The following is a 13,840-nucleotide window of genomic DNA, read 5'->3' on the forward strand; positions in this document are numbered from 1 at the left end:
GGCTTTTTATTTTATAAGTTTCCTTATTTTTCAATAATATCTTGTTGTTTTATGTCTTTTAAATTCTGCACACTAAATTTTATTTTAGTTTCTATAATGCATTGTTATAAAGGAATCCAGTAATATTTCCATATCTAAAATATAGTTGAGCGATTACTTTTCCTTTCCCAGTTTTACCTTCTAAACCTTAGAAGATTTGACGTTAAGTCAAGTTTTTAGAGTAACAAACGTAGAATTTTAATCTATTTATTTTAAGCACTTACCTTTTCAAATTGATTAGGTGTAAGATACCCTAAACTTTGATGGATTCGTTTTGAATTATAAAAGGCTTCGATGTACCAGAAAATACTCTGATAGGCTTCTTCAAAGTTCTTATATTTAAATTGATACACCCACTCTCTTTTTAAATGTCCATGCCAAGATTCAAGACTGGCATTATGATAAGGGTATCCCCTTCGACTGAAAGAGTGAGTCATCCCATAATACTTAAGCAACTCTTCATACTCTAGACTCGTATACTGGCTTCCTTGGTCAGAATGAAGAATAACAGCTTCTGGATAGTCTTGTGATTTAATGGCCTTATTTAAAGTTCTTTGCACTAATTCTACAGTCATTCGCTTGCCCAAATCCCAAGCAATGACTTTTTTAGTATAACGATCCATAATGGTTGAGAGATAACCCCATCCTTGTTGAGTAGGAATATAAGTAATGTCGGTTGACCAAACCTTATTTTTCTTTGTAGGTTCAGTCTGTATGAGATTTTTTCGATTGATGTGATCACTTAGTGAGTATCCAGGCTTAAATTTCTTAATGACTACAGACTTGAGTTGAAGTTGTTTCATTAGCTTCTGTACCAGTTTTAACCCGACTTTTTCCCCTTGTTTAAGTAGAAGATGATGAATTTTAGGAGCACCATAGATTCCTCGGTTAGCATTGAAGAGTTGAGAAATTTTGAGTGACAGGTATTGTCTCCTTAATTGAGTTTTAGATGGATGTCGGTTAATCCGTTCATAATAACTTGATTCAGGAACATCAAGGAGTTGACAGCTTAGTCTGACATTGAGTGCTAAAGTTTGTATGGTTTGAGCCATATCCGCAGCACTCACTTCTTTTTCTCGGCGAATATGGTCAATACTTTTTTTAAGATGTCTCGTTCTTCCTTAACTTTAGCCAGTTGTCTTTTTAATTCTAGAAAATCAGCTTTAGAGACGGAGCTTTCATTAGATTTAGAGTAGAGGTCTATCCATTTATAAATTGTTGCAGGGGCCACGTCGTATTCTTTAGACAGCTGGGTGACGGATTGACCAGAATGATAGAAAGCGATAAGGGTTTCTTTAAATTCTTTTGAGTAGCGTTTTTGCATGTTTTTGTCCTTTGTCTAAATTATACAATAGTGACTCTAAGATTTAAGGATAACATCAATTCTTCACTAATTTCTTTCCCTATAATATAAAAAGATAGAGCAATACTTTTCTTGCTCTATCTTTTTATATTGTTAATTATTTTTTACTTTGTTTCCGCAATTTGTAGAACTGGTTTTTTTGAACTATAAGTGCTCAAGTTCTTAGCGAATGCTAGCAAAAGGGGATTAGTGTTATGTTTTTCGATAGCTTCCTGTGATTCCCAATTTTCTATCATCACAAATTCTAGCTGATTATCCGTAGATTCATAAAGAGAGTATTCCAGACATCCTTCATCCTTTTTGGAAGCTGAAATCAGACCTTCTATCTCTTTTAAGAATTGAGATTTTTTATCTTCTTTAATATAAAATTTAGCATTTACAATAATCATAATTTTTATTCCTTTTTATTTATTAATGTTTATTTTTCAATTTTTGGAAAAATAAATACTTGACGAGTCAATGATTGATAAGTCATATAATAAAATATTTTACTTGTTTTTGCAAATATTTTAGATTACACAGAATAAAAATTTATATGATTTCTTCATTTTCTCATTTAAATAAAAAGAACTGCCTTTAATGACAGTTTTTAAGTACTATTATAAAATTAGATATGATTAAATTTCCATAAAAGCATAATAGTTACCCGAAGGGCTTTGGAAATTAAATGCTTTTTTCCCGTTAGCATCCATCAAGTCGCTTGTTGTAGGAGTAATCTTCTTTAATTTTTCATTCATCTCTTCTATATTATATACTGTGAATAGTAATGAAGGTTTATCATTCGCAACTTCGGGTGAGACTTTTTTTATAAACTCGATATCCCAAATTTGTAAAAAAGCATTGCCATCTGATAGCGGTGAAATTACAACTGAATCTGAGTTTTCCATCTTATGTCTTTCAATTTCTAAAAAACCGATTGACCTGAAAAAATCTACTTCTTTTACATAAAGATTTACACAGATATTAAAAGCCATATTTATTTTCCTTTTTTCCTTTCACACTATCATTATATCGCTAAAATATTTAATCTATCCACTAACTTCTTTTAGCTCCCTAGCTTACAAATTCTTTATCTAGATAAGGAAAATAGAAATTAGTTTTCTAAGCTTTGTAGCTCTTTTAATGCAGGTTTTGGTATTTCTTTCTCTTGGACCTCATTCCAGTTTGTTACACCTTTATGCTTGTTATAAGTCAGTTCTAAATAGGCTTGGTTTCTTAAATTATGACTAGCCATAAACTTTACTAACTTTTTATCTCCTTTTGAATTGAAAGAATCAAGTTTGTAGTGATAAATTACCATTGGTGTATGATCATCAGCAGTCGTCTCTTCCCGCTCACCATTAACTAATATTTGAACATAGTAACTTTCCCCACCATAATTCATTTTATAATATGTATATCCAGAAGCGATTATCATAACCATAATAGCTAACAATCCTACTAATACTTTCTTCACAATATATTCTCCTTTATTTTATACCCTTATTATATCAAGGAGCTGGATTAATAAGCTTACAATTTTGAAAGCATACGAATGTTGTTTTATATAAGAATAAAAAGGAAATTACTAAAATTATGGGCCTTTATGATTGAGAACTTAGTCTACAAGCCCTTTTTACCAATAAAAGGAACAAACTTCGGGGTAGTTTTTGCATATTCTTTAAAATCTTCACGATTCTTATATTTTTTTTCAAGAATTGGTACACCAGATACAAATAAAAGGAGACTAGTAATCAATAGTGGACTAATAACCAACCAAAGCGTTGATAAAGTCGTCAAAGAGATTAAGAATATTCCCCACCAACACATTGACTCGCCAAAATAATTAGGATGTCGTGTTAGTGACCACAGGCCACTAGTCAATAGTTTTCCTTTATTTTGGGGTAGTTTTTTAAAGACTTCTAACTGACGATCTCCAAAAACTTCAAAGATAAAGCCAAATATCCAAATTATTATACCTAAAATTTGCCACCAATAAAATTGAGAATTAACATTTGAATTGACTTGAATAATTGGGAGTGAAATAATGATTAACAAAAGATATTGCACCATAAATACCGTTAGAAAAGCTTTCAATTTTGGAAAATTATTGCCCCACCTCTTACGCATATTTGTATAGCGATAATCCTCGGGTTTATTCCAATTTCGTCTTCCTAAATGAATTGCTAAACGTACTCCCCATAATATGACTAATACTAAGATTAGGCTATTTTGAATCGTAATTCTCGGAGAAAATAAATAAGAGACCACAGCTGTAAGAACAAATCCTCCGCCCCAAGCAATATCTATCAATCCGTAATTCTTCTTAGATGTCGCAATAAGAAACCAACAGATGAAATAAAGTAATAAAGTTACCAAAACGGCTATATAATTCATTTGACCTCCTTTAATAGTCCGGCAATTGCTAAACTTCCAATCCCTGCAGAAATTCCAATTGCTGCTGAACTGTCTATAATTTCACAGTTTTTAGTAGTTTTTTCTTTCAATAGTTCATTTATCTTTAAGGCTGATTCTTCGGATAAAACATGTGTCAAAGCTAATTCTTCGATTTGTCCTTCTTTTGACAATAGGTTAATTTTTTTCAAAATTTTATCCATACTCTTATTTTGACTAAAAGAAGCACCAATCAGCTTTCCGTTTCCTCTTTTATCAAGACTAATAATTGGATGCATTGAAAGTTTTTGTGCGGTTTCTCCCAAAATTTTTGGAATTCTTCCCGAATTTATCATTGGCGATAAATCTTCTACTACCACATAAATAAATATCCGGTCAGTTATTTTTTCTGTTTCATTAAGTACTGATTCAATAGAACGCTCTTCACTAATCAATTTGGCAACTTGTTTAACTAGTAGTCCTTGAGCCACTGAATTTAATTTGGAATCTATAAGATGTACTCGGTTTTCTAAGGATTTCTTTGCTGTAATTCTTTGGTTGAGAAGTTGATAAGTGCCACTTAGTTTTGAAGAAACTGAAATCACGATGATATGTTCATATTTTCCTTCTAAAAAGGAGAAAAGTGAATCAACAGATTGAATGCTTGGTTGAGAAGTTGTCATTTTTAAATTCTTATTATACTTTTCTGAAAAAATTTGAGGATTGATTGTAAGTTTATCTAAAAAGGCTTGCTCACCTACTGAAACATTCAAAGGTAAAACAAAAATTTGATTTTCAAGTATAAAATCAGCAGATAGATCGGCAACAGAATCTGTGACAATAGCAATGGATGATTTTCTATTTTGTGATATTTCATATTGTAATTGCATATCATCAACTTTTTGATAGATAATCGTTCCTGTTTTTTCTAACAGTGCTAATATATTTTCCGGATGGTTAGTATGGATATGAATCTTTATTTGTTTTTTATTTCCAGCAATAACTAAAGAATCTCCCCATCTCCTTAGTGATTCTTTTAAGTCCTTTTCTTGTTTTAGGGGTTCTTTGATAATAAATTCTGAACAATACCTATTTTTAGGTGCTTCAGATATAAAGTGTTCTTTAATATCTTCTGTATTTAATTCTTTTATGCTGGGGATAAGTCCTTCTTGTATCTTACTTACTTTTTCTCCACAGTAAGCGTCAGTAAAACCAGATATAAAGTAGTAAAAACCTTTCGCTCCAGAGTCAACGAGTTTATTCTTTTTTAAAATTGACATCTGAAATTGTGTTTCCTTAAGAGCTTTCCAAGCTTCTCCTTTTGCTTCTAGCAAGGCTTTTTCAAAAGATGTACTTTCTTTAAAAGTAATCAGTAATACTTCTGCCCATCTTTTCATAACTGATAAAATCGTTCCTTCTTTGGGCTCAATCAAAGAATCATAGGCGCTCTTTACTGCTCTGTTGAAAGCTAAAACAAGTATCTCTAAGTTAGTTTCATATACACTATAATAATCTGAAACGGCATTTAAGTACTGGGCAAAAATAATTCCAGAATTTCCCCGAGCCCCAATGAGCGCTGCCGAAGCTACTTCATCAAATAAAAGGTTCGTTGAATAATTATTATTAGATAAATTATCAATAATTGTTTGCATTAAAGATGCTAAATTACTCCCTGTATCCCCATCGGCAACTGGGAATACATTTATTTTGTTTAGTTCATCCTTTCCGTTAATAACCTTTTGCGCTCCTGCTATGATACTTTCTAGTAGACGGTCTTCAGATTTTACCTTTTCCATTCTTTATCCTTCCATAAACTTTGTAATCACAAGAAATGAAAGACTTGCACTCAAAGAGCTTACAAAAGTCCCCCAAATAATATCAATTATTGTTACCATTAGTGACCAGTCTTTAATTGATGCCAAATTTGTTAAATCGTATGTAGAATAACATACTAATCCTAGTAGAGCACCACTCAGTAAGACGTAAGTTATACTATTTTTTTCAAGTCCGGGCATTAATACAAAAAATGTTAGTGCTCCTAGATAAATAATATAGAAGATAATGGCCGGAATAACTTTAAAATCTCCCATCAAGTTACCAATATTTGGCTGATAGATTTTTTTATTTGCAAAAAAGAGCCAGCAAATATCTAAAATTAAAAAAATTACTCCACTTATAATAAAGGGTTTAATAAAATTCATTATTCTTCTCCAATCTATAGCTTTCAGTTTTACAGATGTATATACTTATAAATATCAAAATTTTTATGTTATATAATCATTATTTATTGCCCAAACCATCAGATTCTCCTCAAATTATTTAGTTCAAGATAGCAACTGATATACTCAAATATGTTGCGAAAATAATCCAAATAAAATAAGGAATTAGAAGGAATGCAGACCACTTATTAATTTTTGAAAATTTAATGATGCAGAGATAAACAATAAAATCTAGTAAGAGAATAATAATAACTCCTAACCAAAAATAGCCTTTGAAAAAAATAATACTCCAAATAAAGTTTAAGATAAGTTGTATTCCAAAATAGAATAAAGCATTTTGTCCCTCACTTCTTTGAGTTTTCAGCTTATAAAAAATCAAATAGGCGGAAATGGCGATAAGAGCATATAATACAGGCCAAACAATCCCAAAAAGATAGTCTGGTGGAGCTAGGGGTGGGAGTTTAAGATTATTATAAATCCCCTTAATATCCCCCGCCAAGAGGCCAGATAGGCCACCAATTAGTTCAATTCCTACAATAAATAATATTAGTTGTCCCAATGCTTTTAGTTTTTTACTAGTCATAATTTCTCTCCCTTTTAATATACATGAGTTCTTTTGATTACTATACTTATATTATTACATAAATAGTGAGTCAAGCTGTCTTATTCGCTTGATAACCTTATAACTTAGTATAATCATCTTTAATTTGTTAAAAAATAAAAATGTCACTGGAAAAATTTCCAGTAACATTTTATAAGAGTTATTTTTAGTAGTTTTTATTATTTGTAAGGGAATATCTGTGAGGGAATTGAACCACTCGTAATGTAGCTTTTAAGGACTTTATCAGCATCTCGTTTTTCTTTTATTACACTTACAAATTTAGCTTTTGCATCAAATTTTTGATAATCTTCATCATTAAGAATCAATAGCTTAGAAGTAGCACTGTATTCTCCTAGAACAATATATTTTGTACTTTTAGGTTTCACTGACTGTCCTTTATCATCAGTTATTGTTTTATCTTCCTTTCCTGTCCACAAAGCTGGCTCGGCTGATAAGTTTTCTACTGTCTTAAATTTAAACTTGTCTCCTTTTTTGGTTACGTTATTAAAAACTTTTTCATTTATTAATTTATTAGCAGCTTGAGTATTCAAGACTAAGACATCTGATTTTGAACTGTATTTACCTTCTACAGTTAAACTTTTATCAATATATTTTTTATTATTTTCTAATATAGTGTCTGCTTCATCCTTATTATCACTATACATGATTATACCGTGAACATGAGCAAAATTTTTTTGAAAAAGTCATAACCGAGAAATCCGGTAATGGCAATTGGTACTATGATAATTAGCGCTATTAGTATTTTCTTCATTCTATATCTTTCCTTTTTTTCTTTTTACAATTTAGCTACTCTTTCATTCTAACATCAAGTCCGATGCCTCCTTCTTACATTTTTGTAATGAAAAAATGAGTACTAAAAACCTCAAGAAAGAGATTCTTTCTTGAGGTTTGCTAACTTTTTTAAATAGGAAGAAGGGAAATAATGATGAATAGTAAGACACCTCCCAATACACTAAAAAGAATAATTTTTCTATGTAGAAGTAATGCGATATATTCACGAATTAAGGCCGTAGGTAAGAAATAAAGTGCTGTGGGTGCCCCTACTCCTTGGGCTTTTAATTTTACTCTTTGCGCATATAAACTTCCTCTGAGAACATGATAATTATTGGTTGAAAAAATGATTGAAGGGAGCATTTCTTTATCTGACCAATCCTCATTAATTATCCTTTTAGAAAATAACATGTTCTCATAAGTAGTGGTGGATTTATCTTCAAAAAGAATTTGATGATTAGGAATGTTTTGTGAGTGGAGGTATTTTCGCATGGCGAAGGCTTCTGATACAGGCTCATCCGCCCCCTGTCCGCCACTAACAACAAATTTGGCTGTAGGATTTTTCTGGTAATATTCAATTCCTTTGTCCAATCGACTCTTTAACAAGGGTGGAACTTCTTCACTTCTAACACCTGAACCCAAAATGATAATATAATCTATCTTTTTTTGTAAAGGAATCATTTGGCTCATCCATGAATATAAAATATAGGCTGCAAACAAAAAACAGAGAATTATATCAATAAGTAAAATATAAAGAAGAATATACCAGATTATTTGTGGTATTGTTTTTGTTGAAAATGTGAATAACATAAAGAGTGCTGGAAAGGCAATAAGTAAATTTAAGCCAAATAGAGCAGATAATTTTGCAGTGGCACTTTTACCTTCTTTAGTTCTCATTGTTTTTGAGTTAAAAATGAAATATCCACAGACCAATAAAAATATTAAGGGAAGGATTCCATAAGCAATGATCAAGGTTGCAAAATCACCCGACGGAAGATAAAGATAAATAAGGTTTAATAATTCAAAAAACAGAGAGGCTAGGCTCAATATCAGACCTGAGGCTAGAAAAATTCCTCCTATTATACTTCGTTTATTGATTTTTAATCTTAGCAGGCCAATTAGCATGATAATCAGGGATATTATTAAAAAAGCCATTCAAACTCCTTGTGTTTAATCTATTCCATTATAACATAGCCTTCTATCCTAATCTCTTTGCATGTATTAAAAAAATCCCACTGTTCAAATGTGAGATTTTTGATTATTAACCCAAATGCATAAAAAGAATTGGATATTGATTTCCTTGTTCGTCAATTGGATTTCTTTTATAAACTTTAAAGCCCAAATGCTCATAAAATCCTTTGGCTTGCGGATTTTGCTCATTCACTACAAGTTCATTTACCGAATAGTTTTTTATTGCTTCTTCAAGCAACTTTCTACCGAGTCCTTTTTTCATGCGATTAGGGCTAATAAACAACATTTCAAGTTTCTCACCAACAATTCCCATAAAAGCAATTGGTTTTTCATTATCGTCAAATTCCACAATTAAATGTTCGATAGCTTTAAGGGCTTGCGGGACATATTGTTTTATATCTTCAATTTCTTTAACTGACAGAAAAGAATGTGTTTCTTTAACTGAATTTTCCCATAAACTTATCAATTCTTCTATGAGTTCATTATTTCTCATATCTTTATTTATTTCTTTCATTTTAATCCTTTCTTATTTGAAAAACTTTTTTAATAGTGAATCAAAATTTCTAAATAGTGATTCTGAAAATAGTGAGAGTAAGGCGACCAGAACAAAACTATCCAAAGAAATTTTGCTGATAGAGAAGAGGGAATTGAACATGAAACCTGAGATAATTATCCCAACAATATTAAAAATGATAATTCCCATTTTAAAACGGTTGAGTGGTGCACTGATTTTAGTTAAAATCATAAATCCAACAACAGCTAGTAAGATAACTGCTGAAGTTGAAATTTCTGATGCCGTCAATTTGAAGGCAGCTCCAGCAATAACGACTCCTAAAACGGCCGTAATTTCAGTCAAGCTGGCTGGTAATGCTTTTAAGATAACATTTTTAATAAAATCTTTTTCAATTCGTTTGTCATTTTCTTCTAAAGAGAGTAAGAATCCCGGAATCCCAATGGTGAATAAACTGATAAGTGAAAGTTGTGAAGCTTGTAAGGGATAGGTGAAGACAAAGATTGCTGAGATAATTGCCAAGATGATTGAAAAGAGATTTTTTACAAGGAAAAGAATGGCTGAACGTTGGACGTTATTGACGACTCGACGTCCTTCTGTGACTACTTGTGTCATATGTCCAAAATCTGAATCTAATAAGACAACTTGTGCAACTTGGGTCGCGGCATCACTTCCGGAAGCCATGGCAATGCTACAATCAGCACTTTTCATGGCTAAAATATCATTAACACCATCTCCGGTCATTGCGACAGTATGATCTTTACGTTTAAGGGCTTGAACGAGACGGCGTTTTTGGTCAGGTGTCACACGTCCAAAAACGGTATATGATTCAACCGCTTGGTCTAAATCTTCTTTCGTTTTCAATAAATTTGCATCAATGAAACGTTCAGCTCCAGTAATTCCTGCTCTTTTTGCAACTGCCGACACGGTTTGAGGGTTATCACCTGAAATAACTTTGATATTGACTCCTTGCTCTGCAAAGTAGTTAAAGGTCGATTTAGCATTTTCTCTGATGGGATTGGCTAACACAACGTAGCCAAGTGCGTAAGCCCCCAAATTAAGTTGGTCATAAATTTTTTCTTTTGTTCCCGCTAAAACTAGGACACGAAAGCCTTCTTCTAAGAGATGATTGATTTCAGAGCTAACTTTTTCATAAGTTTTCCCTAAAACAATTTCTGGTGCTCCTAAAAGATAACTTTCATTTTCAAAACAAACAGCACTATATTTTACTTTTGATGAAAATGGAATAATTTTTTTAACGCCGGTCATTTTATTTTGAAGGTCACCTTTTGCAAGCATAAACTCTCGAATTGCCTTCATGGTATCATTGTCATCAGTATTTGCTGAGATGTAGTCAGATAAAAGAGACATAAATTTCGCTTCGCTTATGTTACTACTTGGGCTAACAAATACTTGCTCAACTGACATTCTGGGTTCTGTGATTGTTCCTGTTTTATCAACACATAGAACGTCTACACGCGCTAAGGACTCAATACTTTTCATATTGTGCAATAGCACTTGATTACGAGCCAATTTTACACTACTGAGGGTTAAGGCAATGGTTGTTAAAAGATACAACCCCTCTGGAATCATTCCAATAACCGCTGCCACCATTGCTACAACACTGGTTTGAAGTGTATTATGATTGACAAAGTAATTTTGGGTAAATAAAATGACTGCTATCGGAAGAATAATAAAGCTGACCCACTTTAATAATTTATTGAGGGCACGTAACATCTCAGAGTCTTCACCATGGTCAACTAATTTGGCTTGTTCTGTTAATTTGGAAATGTAGGAATCTTTTCCGACTTTTTCCAAAATGACTTTGGCTTCTCCTGACACAACAAAACTTCCTGACAGAAGTTTGTTATCAACATTTTTTTCAATTTCGTCAGCTTCACCTGTCAAAAGTGATTCATTGACAAAAATACTTCCTTCGACAATGCGAGCGTCAGCGACAATTTGATTTCCTGTTTTAAGAATAATAATATCTTCTTCAACCAAATCATCTGAAGCAATTTTTTCTTGTTGACCATTCCTTATCACTGTGGATTGCGGAGCGTGCAGGAGAGTCATTTGGTCCAAATATCGTTTGGCTTTGATTTCTTGATAAATTCCGACAATTGTATTAATGACAATTATTGGAAGGAAAATAAGCTGATTCCATGCTTGAACTAAACTGATTAGAATCGCAATGACTGCAAATATTAAGTTGAAAAATGTAAAAGTATTTCGTTTTACAATTTCCCAAACAGGACGATCCGTCTCATCTATATTTTTATTTATCTTCCCTTGGCGAATCCGTTCTTCAACCTCAAAACTTGTTAATCCTTTTAAAGACATATTTTTTACTCTCTATTTCTTCTCAATTTCAATTTTTGATTTCAATTATATAGTATTTTTAAGAATACTTTGTTCTATCTTAACATAGTTCTGAGAAGTCCTGCAAACGGTAAAAATGTTATTTTTGATTCGTTAAACTTTTTTCTATTTAAATATGATAAAATATGCTCATAATCATATAGAAAAGAGAATTTATTATGCCATATGTCCATGTTGAACTTTTTGAAGGTCGTACAGTTGAGCAAAAAGCTATAATTGCTAAAGAAATTACTGAATCAATTTCTAAACATGCTGGAGCACCTACTTCAGCAATTCATGTCATCTTTAATGACCTTCCAGAAGGAATGCTCTATCAAGGCGGAGAAATGAAAAAGAAGAAATAAGTTTTCATTTGAGCCAATCAAAGCTGTCAGTAATTGATGGCTTTTTTATTTAAGCTGTCAGTAAATTTTTAGTAAATAAACTTCTCTTGAAAAAATATTTTTATTAGGATAAAATGAAAGCAACTCTAAAAGAAACTGGTGAAAAATGAAAGTTTTGATTACTTCTGGTGGAACAACGGAACCTATTGACAACGTTCGTGGCATCAGTAATTTTGCAACAGGAAGTCTCGGAAAAGTGACTGCTGAAAATTTTTTAAATGCTGGTCATGAAGTCTATTTATTAGCTGGACTTCAGGCTAAACTTCCTGAATTTACTGACAGACTGACCTATATTCCGATTGAAGGAACTCATGACCTTTATGAACAGATGAAAAACTTAGTCCCTGACATGGATGTTGTTATCCATAGTATGGCTGTCAGTGATTATCGTCCTATTTATATGACAGGTCTTGAAAATTTTACTGACAAGTTTTCTAAAGAGGAGCTTTTAAATTTTCGTCCTGAAAAAGTTGGGAAAATTTCTTCAAAATCTGATTATCAAATCATGCTCCTAGAAAAAACACCAAAAATTATTTCTTATATTAAAGAATGGAATCCAAATGTTTTACTTTTTGGTTTTAAATTATTGGTTGGTGTAGAAAAATCTGAGCTTCTTTCTGTGGCCAGAGAAAAATTACTGACAAATCATGCTGATTTTATTTTAGCGAATGATTTAGAAAATATTCATGGAAATGACCATCAAGCATTTTTGGTCAGTAAAAATCATGAAATTACTTTAAAAACAAAGGCTGAAATTGCTGACAGACTTTTAAAAACCTCGGAGGAATTAAAAAATGACTAAAATTACACTTGCGGTAACAGGTTCAATTGCAGCTTACAAAGCAGCAGATTTAACTTCTTTACTGACAAAAGAGGGACATGATGTGACAGTTTTAATGACAAAAAGCGCTACTCAGTTCATCACTCCTTTAACTCTACAAGTTTTGTCCAAAAATAAGGTTCACTTGGATATTATGGACGAAGAACGTCCTGAATTGGTTAATCATATTGATTTAGCTAAAAATACTGAGCTTTTCCTTGTTGCACCTGCAACTGCTGATACAATTAGCCGTTTGGCGCAAGGCCGAGCTGATGATATTGTCACTTCTGTAGCCCTTGCTCTTGAACCTTCTGTACCAAAATATTTTGCCCCTGCAATGAATACTAAAATGTATCAACATCCTTTGACGCAAAAAAACATTGAGATTCTTAAGAAAATAGATTATAATATGATTCAACCGAAAAAATCTTTGCTCGCTTGTGGAGATTTTGGTGAGGGAGCACTCGCCGACTTACCTGATATTCTATCGGATTTAAAAAATTCTTTATAAAATAAATGAGGTATTTATGAAAAAATCAAAAGCGTCTGATGTGGCAATCTTGTCCATTTTTATCGCAATTATGGTCGTTGTCCAACTTTTGAGTCAAATTATCTATAGCGTTTGGCCTTTACCAATCGTTCCAACTTTGCTCCATATTCCAGTAATCATTGGTTCAATTGTTCTTGGAGTTCGTAAAGGAGCATTTCTGGGTCTAGTGATGGGATTGATTAGTGTTATTAATTCAACAATCGTGACCCTACCTTCTAGCTTTATGTTTAGTCCCTTACAGCCTGTTCCTGGAACAAATCATGGTTCTATCTGGGCATTGGTTATTGCCATCGTTCCGCGTGTTCTAGTCGGAATTCTTCCTGCCCTCGTTTATCGTTTGGCACAAAATCGTTTTGGAGCTGGTTTAGCCGCTTTTGTTGGAACAGCAACTAATACACTTTTGGTTTTAAGTTTCATCTTCCTCTTCTTTCATGATGTAACCAAACAAACCTTCGGAGCTTTGCTTGCTTCAATTATCACAGGAAATTCTATTGCAGAAGTGATCATCGCTGTGATTTTAACAATGGCAATTGTCCCTGCTTTAAGTAAAGCAAGAGGCAATTCATAATTGAAAAAAAACAATCTATTTTTATTAGATTGTTTTTTTTATTAAAAA

16 protein-coding genes are annotated in these 13,840 nt (G+C 32.3%); 4 read left to right on the forward strand and 12 right to left on the reverse strand.

Going from position 1 to position 13,840, the window contains the following annotated elements:
* Nucleotides 1-251: 251 nt before the first annotated feature.
* The 12 genes from MHB61_RS05980 to MHB61_RS06035 form a co-directional block, all read right to left on the reverse strand.
* Nucleotides 252-1,363 (reverse strand): IS3-like element IS981 family transposase gene (locus tag MHB61_RS05980; RefSeq protein WP_124175202.1). Its coding sequence is split into 2 segments (ribosomal slippage): nt 252-1,147 and nt 1,147-1,363, totalling 1,113 coding nucleotides; the frame shifts between segments, so codons are not numbered across the junction.
* Nucleotides 1,364-1,506: 143 nt separating this feature from the next.
* Nucleotides 1,507-1,791 (reverse strand): putative quinol monooxygenase, encoded by a 285-nt coding sequence (locus MHB61_RS05985; protein ID WP_003130528.1) that lies wholly within the window; start codon nt 1,789-1,791, stop codon nt 1,507-1,509.
* 228 nt (nt 1,792-2,019) lie between these two features.
* Nucleotides 2,020-2,376, reverse strand: coding sequence for a glyoxalase (locus MHB61_RS05990; RefSeq protein WP_137016304.1), 357 nt, complete (start codon nt 2,374-2,376; stop codon nt 2,020-2,022).
* Between the two features lie 119 nt (nt 2,377-2,495).
* Nucleotides 2,496-2,858, reverse strand: a complete 363-nt coding sequence (locus MHB61_RS05995) for a YxeA family protein (RefSeq protein ID WP_010905449.1) — start codon at nt 2,856-2,858, stop codon at nt 2,496-2,498.
* Nucleotides 2,859-3,004: 146 nt separating this feature from the next.
* Nucleotides 3,005-3,778: a DUF1295 domain-containing protein gene (locus MHB61_RS06000; protein ID WP_010905448.1), complete on the reverse strand. Its 774-nt coding sequence runs from the start codon at nt 3,776-3,778 to the stop codon at nt 3,005-3,007.
* Entirely contained in the window at nt 3,775-5,571 is a 1,797-nt protein-coding gene (locus MHB61_RS06005) for a DAK2 domain-containing protein (protein ID WP_010905447.1), read from the reverse strand. The genes MHB61_RS06000 and MHB61_RS06005 overlap by 4 nt, the downstream gene beginning before the upstream one ends.
* A 3-nt stretch (nt 5,572-5,574) precedes the next feature.
* Nucleotides 5,575-5,976, reverse strand: coding sequence for a DUF2177 family protein (locus MHB61_RS06010; RefSeq protein ID WP_003130519.1), 402 nt, complete (start codon nt 5,974-5,976; stop codon nt 5,575-5,577).
* A 118-nt stretch (nt 5,977-6,094) separates the two neighbouring features.
* Nucleotides 6,095-6,577, reverse strand: a complete 483-nt coding sequence (locus MHB61_RS06015; protein ID WP_003130518.1) for a TspO/MBR family protein — start codon at nt 6,575-6,577, stop codon at nt 6,095-6,097.
* Between the two features lie 197 nt (nt 6,578-6,774).
* Entirely contained in the window at nt 6,775-7,260 is a 486-nt protein-coding gene (locus MHB61_RS06020) for a lipoprotein BA_5634 family protein (RefSeq protein WP_003130517.1), read from the reverse strand.
* 256 nt (nt 7,261-7,516) lie between these two features.
* A complete protein-coding gene (locus MHB61_RS06025) occupies nt 7,517-8,542 on the reverse strand; it encodes a YdcF family protein (protein ID WP_014570391.1) in 1,026 nt (341 codons plus the stop codon).
* A 106-nt stretch (nt 8,543-8,648) separates the two neighbouring features.
* A complete protein-coding gene (locus tag MHB61_RS06030) occupies nt 8,649-9,092 on the reverse strand; it encodes a GNAT family N-acetyltransferase (protein WP_137016302.1) in 444 nt (147 codons plus the stop codon).
* A gap of 12 nt (nt 9,093-9,104) precedes the next feature.
* The gene (locus MHB61_RS06035) at nt 9,105-11,432 is read right to left on the reverse strand and encodes a cation-translocating P-type ATPase (RefSeq protein ID WP_003130514.1); all 2,328 of its coding nucleotides are present in this window, start codon (nt 11,430-11,432) and stop codon (nt 9,105-9,107) included.
* 197 nt (nt 11,433-11,629) lie between these two features.
* Between MHB61_RS06035 and MHB61_RS06040 the strand changes: the two genes are divergently transcribed.
* The 4 genes from MHB61_RS06040 (at nt 11,630) to MHB61_RS06055 (ending at nt 13,792) form a co-directional block, all read left to right on the forward strand.
* On the forward strand, nt 11,630-11,815 hold the full coding sequence (locus MHB61_RS06040; RefSeq protein WP_003130513.1) for a 2-hydroxymuconate tautomerase: 186 nt from the start codon (nt 11,630-11,632) through the stop codon (nt 11,813-11,815).
* A 145-nt stretch (nt 11,816-11,960) separates the two neighbouring features.
* Nucleotides 11,961-12,656: a phosphopantothenate--cysteine ligase gene (locus MHB61_RS06045; protein ID WP_003130512.1), complete on the forward strand. Its 696-nt coding sequence runs from the start codon at nt 11,961-11,963 to the stop codon at nt 12,654-12,656.
* On the forward strand, nt 12,649-13,185 hold the full coding sequence (gene coaC, locus MHB61_RS06050) for a phosphopantothenoylcysteine decarboxylase (protein WP_003130511.1): 537 nt from the start codon (nt 12,649-12,651) through the stop codon (nt 13,183-13,185). The genes MHB61_RS06045 and coaC overlap by 8 nt, the downstream gene beginning before the upstream one ends.
* A 16-nt stretch (nt 13,186-13,201) precedes the next feature.
* A complete protein-coding gene (locus MHB61_RS06055) occupies nt 13,202-13,792 on the forward strand; it encodes an ECF transporter S component (protein ID WP_003130510.1) in 591 nt (196 codons plus the stop codon).
* Nucleotides 13,793-13,840 lie beyond the last annotated feature (48 nt).

It is taken from the genome of Lactococcus sp. FSL K6-0773, assembly GCF_038006485.1.
Taxonomy (GTDB): domain Bacteria; phylum Bacillota; class Bacilli; order Lactobacillales; family Streptococcaceae; genus Lactococcus; species Lactococcus lactis.

Excerpts from the sequence above, each read along its gene's own strand:
- MHB61_RS06005 (WP_010905447.1), bottom strand. The coding sequence starts at position 5,571 with ATGGAAAAGGTAAAATCTGAAGACCGTCTACTAGAAAGTATCATAGCA.
- MHB61_RS06020 (WP_003130517.1), bottom strand. The coding sequence starts at position 7,260 with ATGTATAGTGATAATAAGGATGAAGCAGACACTATATTAGAAAATAAT.
- MHB61_RS06010 (WP_003130519.1), bottom strand. The coding sequence starts at position 5,976 with ATGAATTTTATTAAACCCTTTATTATAAGTGGAGTAATTTTTTTAATT.
- MHB61_RS06025 (WP_014570391.1), bottom strand. The coding sequence starts at position 8,542 with ATGGCTTTTTTAATAATATCCCTGATTATCATGCTAATTGGCCTGCTA.
- MHB61_RS06030 (WP_137016302.1), bottom strand. The coding sequence starts at position 9,092 with ATGAAAGAAATAAATAAAGATATGAGAAATAATGAACTCATAGAAGAA.
- MHB61_RS06055 (WP_003130510.1), top strand. The coding sequence starts at position 13,202 with ATGAAAAAATCAAAAGCGTCTGATGTGGCAATCTTGTCCATTTTTATC.
- coaC (WP_003130511.1), top strand. The coding sequence starts at position 12,649 with ATGACTAAAATTACACTTGCGGTAACAGGTTCAATTGCAGCTTACAAA.
- MHB61_RS05985 (WP_003130528.1), bottom strand. The coding sequence starts at position 1,791 with ATGATTATTGTAAATGCTAAATTTTATATTAAAGAAGATAAAAAATCT.
- MHB61_RS05990 (WP_137016304.1), bottom strand. The coding sequence starts at position 2,376 with ATGGCTTTTAATATCTGTGTAAATCTTTATGTAAAAGAAGTAGATTTT.
- MHB61_RS06035 (WP_003130514.1), bottom strand. The coding sequence starts at position 11,432 with ATGTCTTTAAAAGGATTAACAAGTTTTGAGGTTGAAGAACGGATTCGC.
- MHB61_RS06040 (WP_003130513.1), top strand. The coding sequence starts at position 11,630 with ATGCCATATGTCCATGTTGAACTTTTTGAAGGTCGTACAGTTGAGCAA.
- MHB61_RS06045 (WP_003130512.1), top strand. The coding sequence starts at position 11,961 with ATGAAAGTTTTGATTACTTCTGGTGGAACAACGGAACCTATTGACAAC.
- MHB61_RS06000 (WP_010905448.1), bottom strand. The coding sequence starts at position 3,778 with ATGAATTATATAGCCGTTTTGGTAACTTTATTACTTTATTTCATCTGT.
- MHB61_RS06015 (WP_003130518.1), bottom strand. The coding sequence starts at position 6,577 with ATGACTAGTAAAAAACTAAAAGCATTGGGACAACTAATATTATTTATT.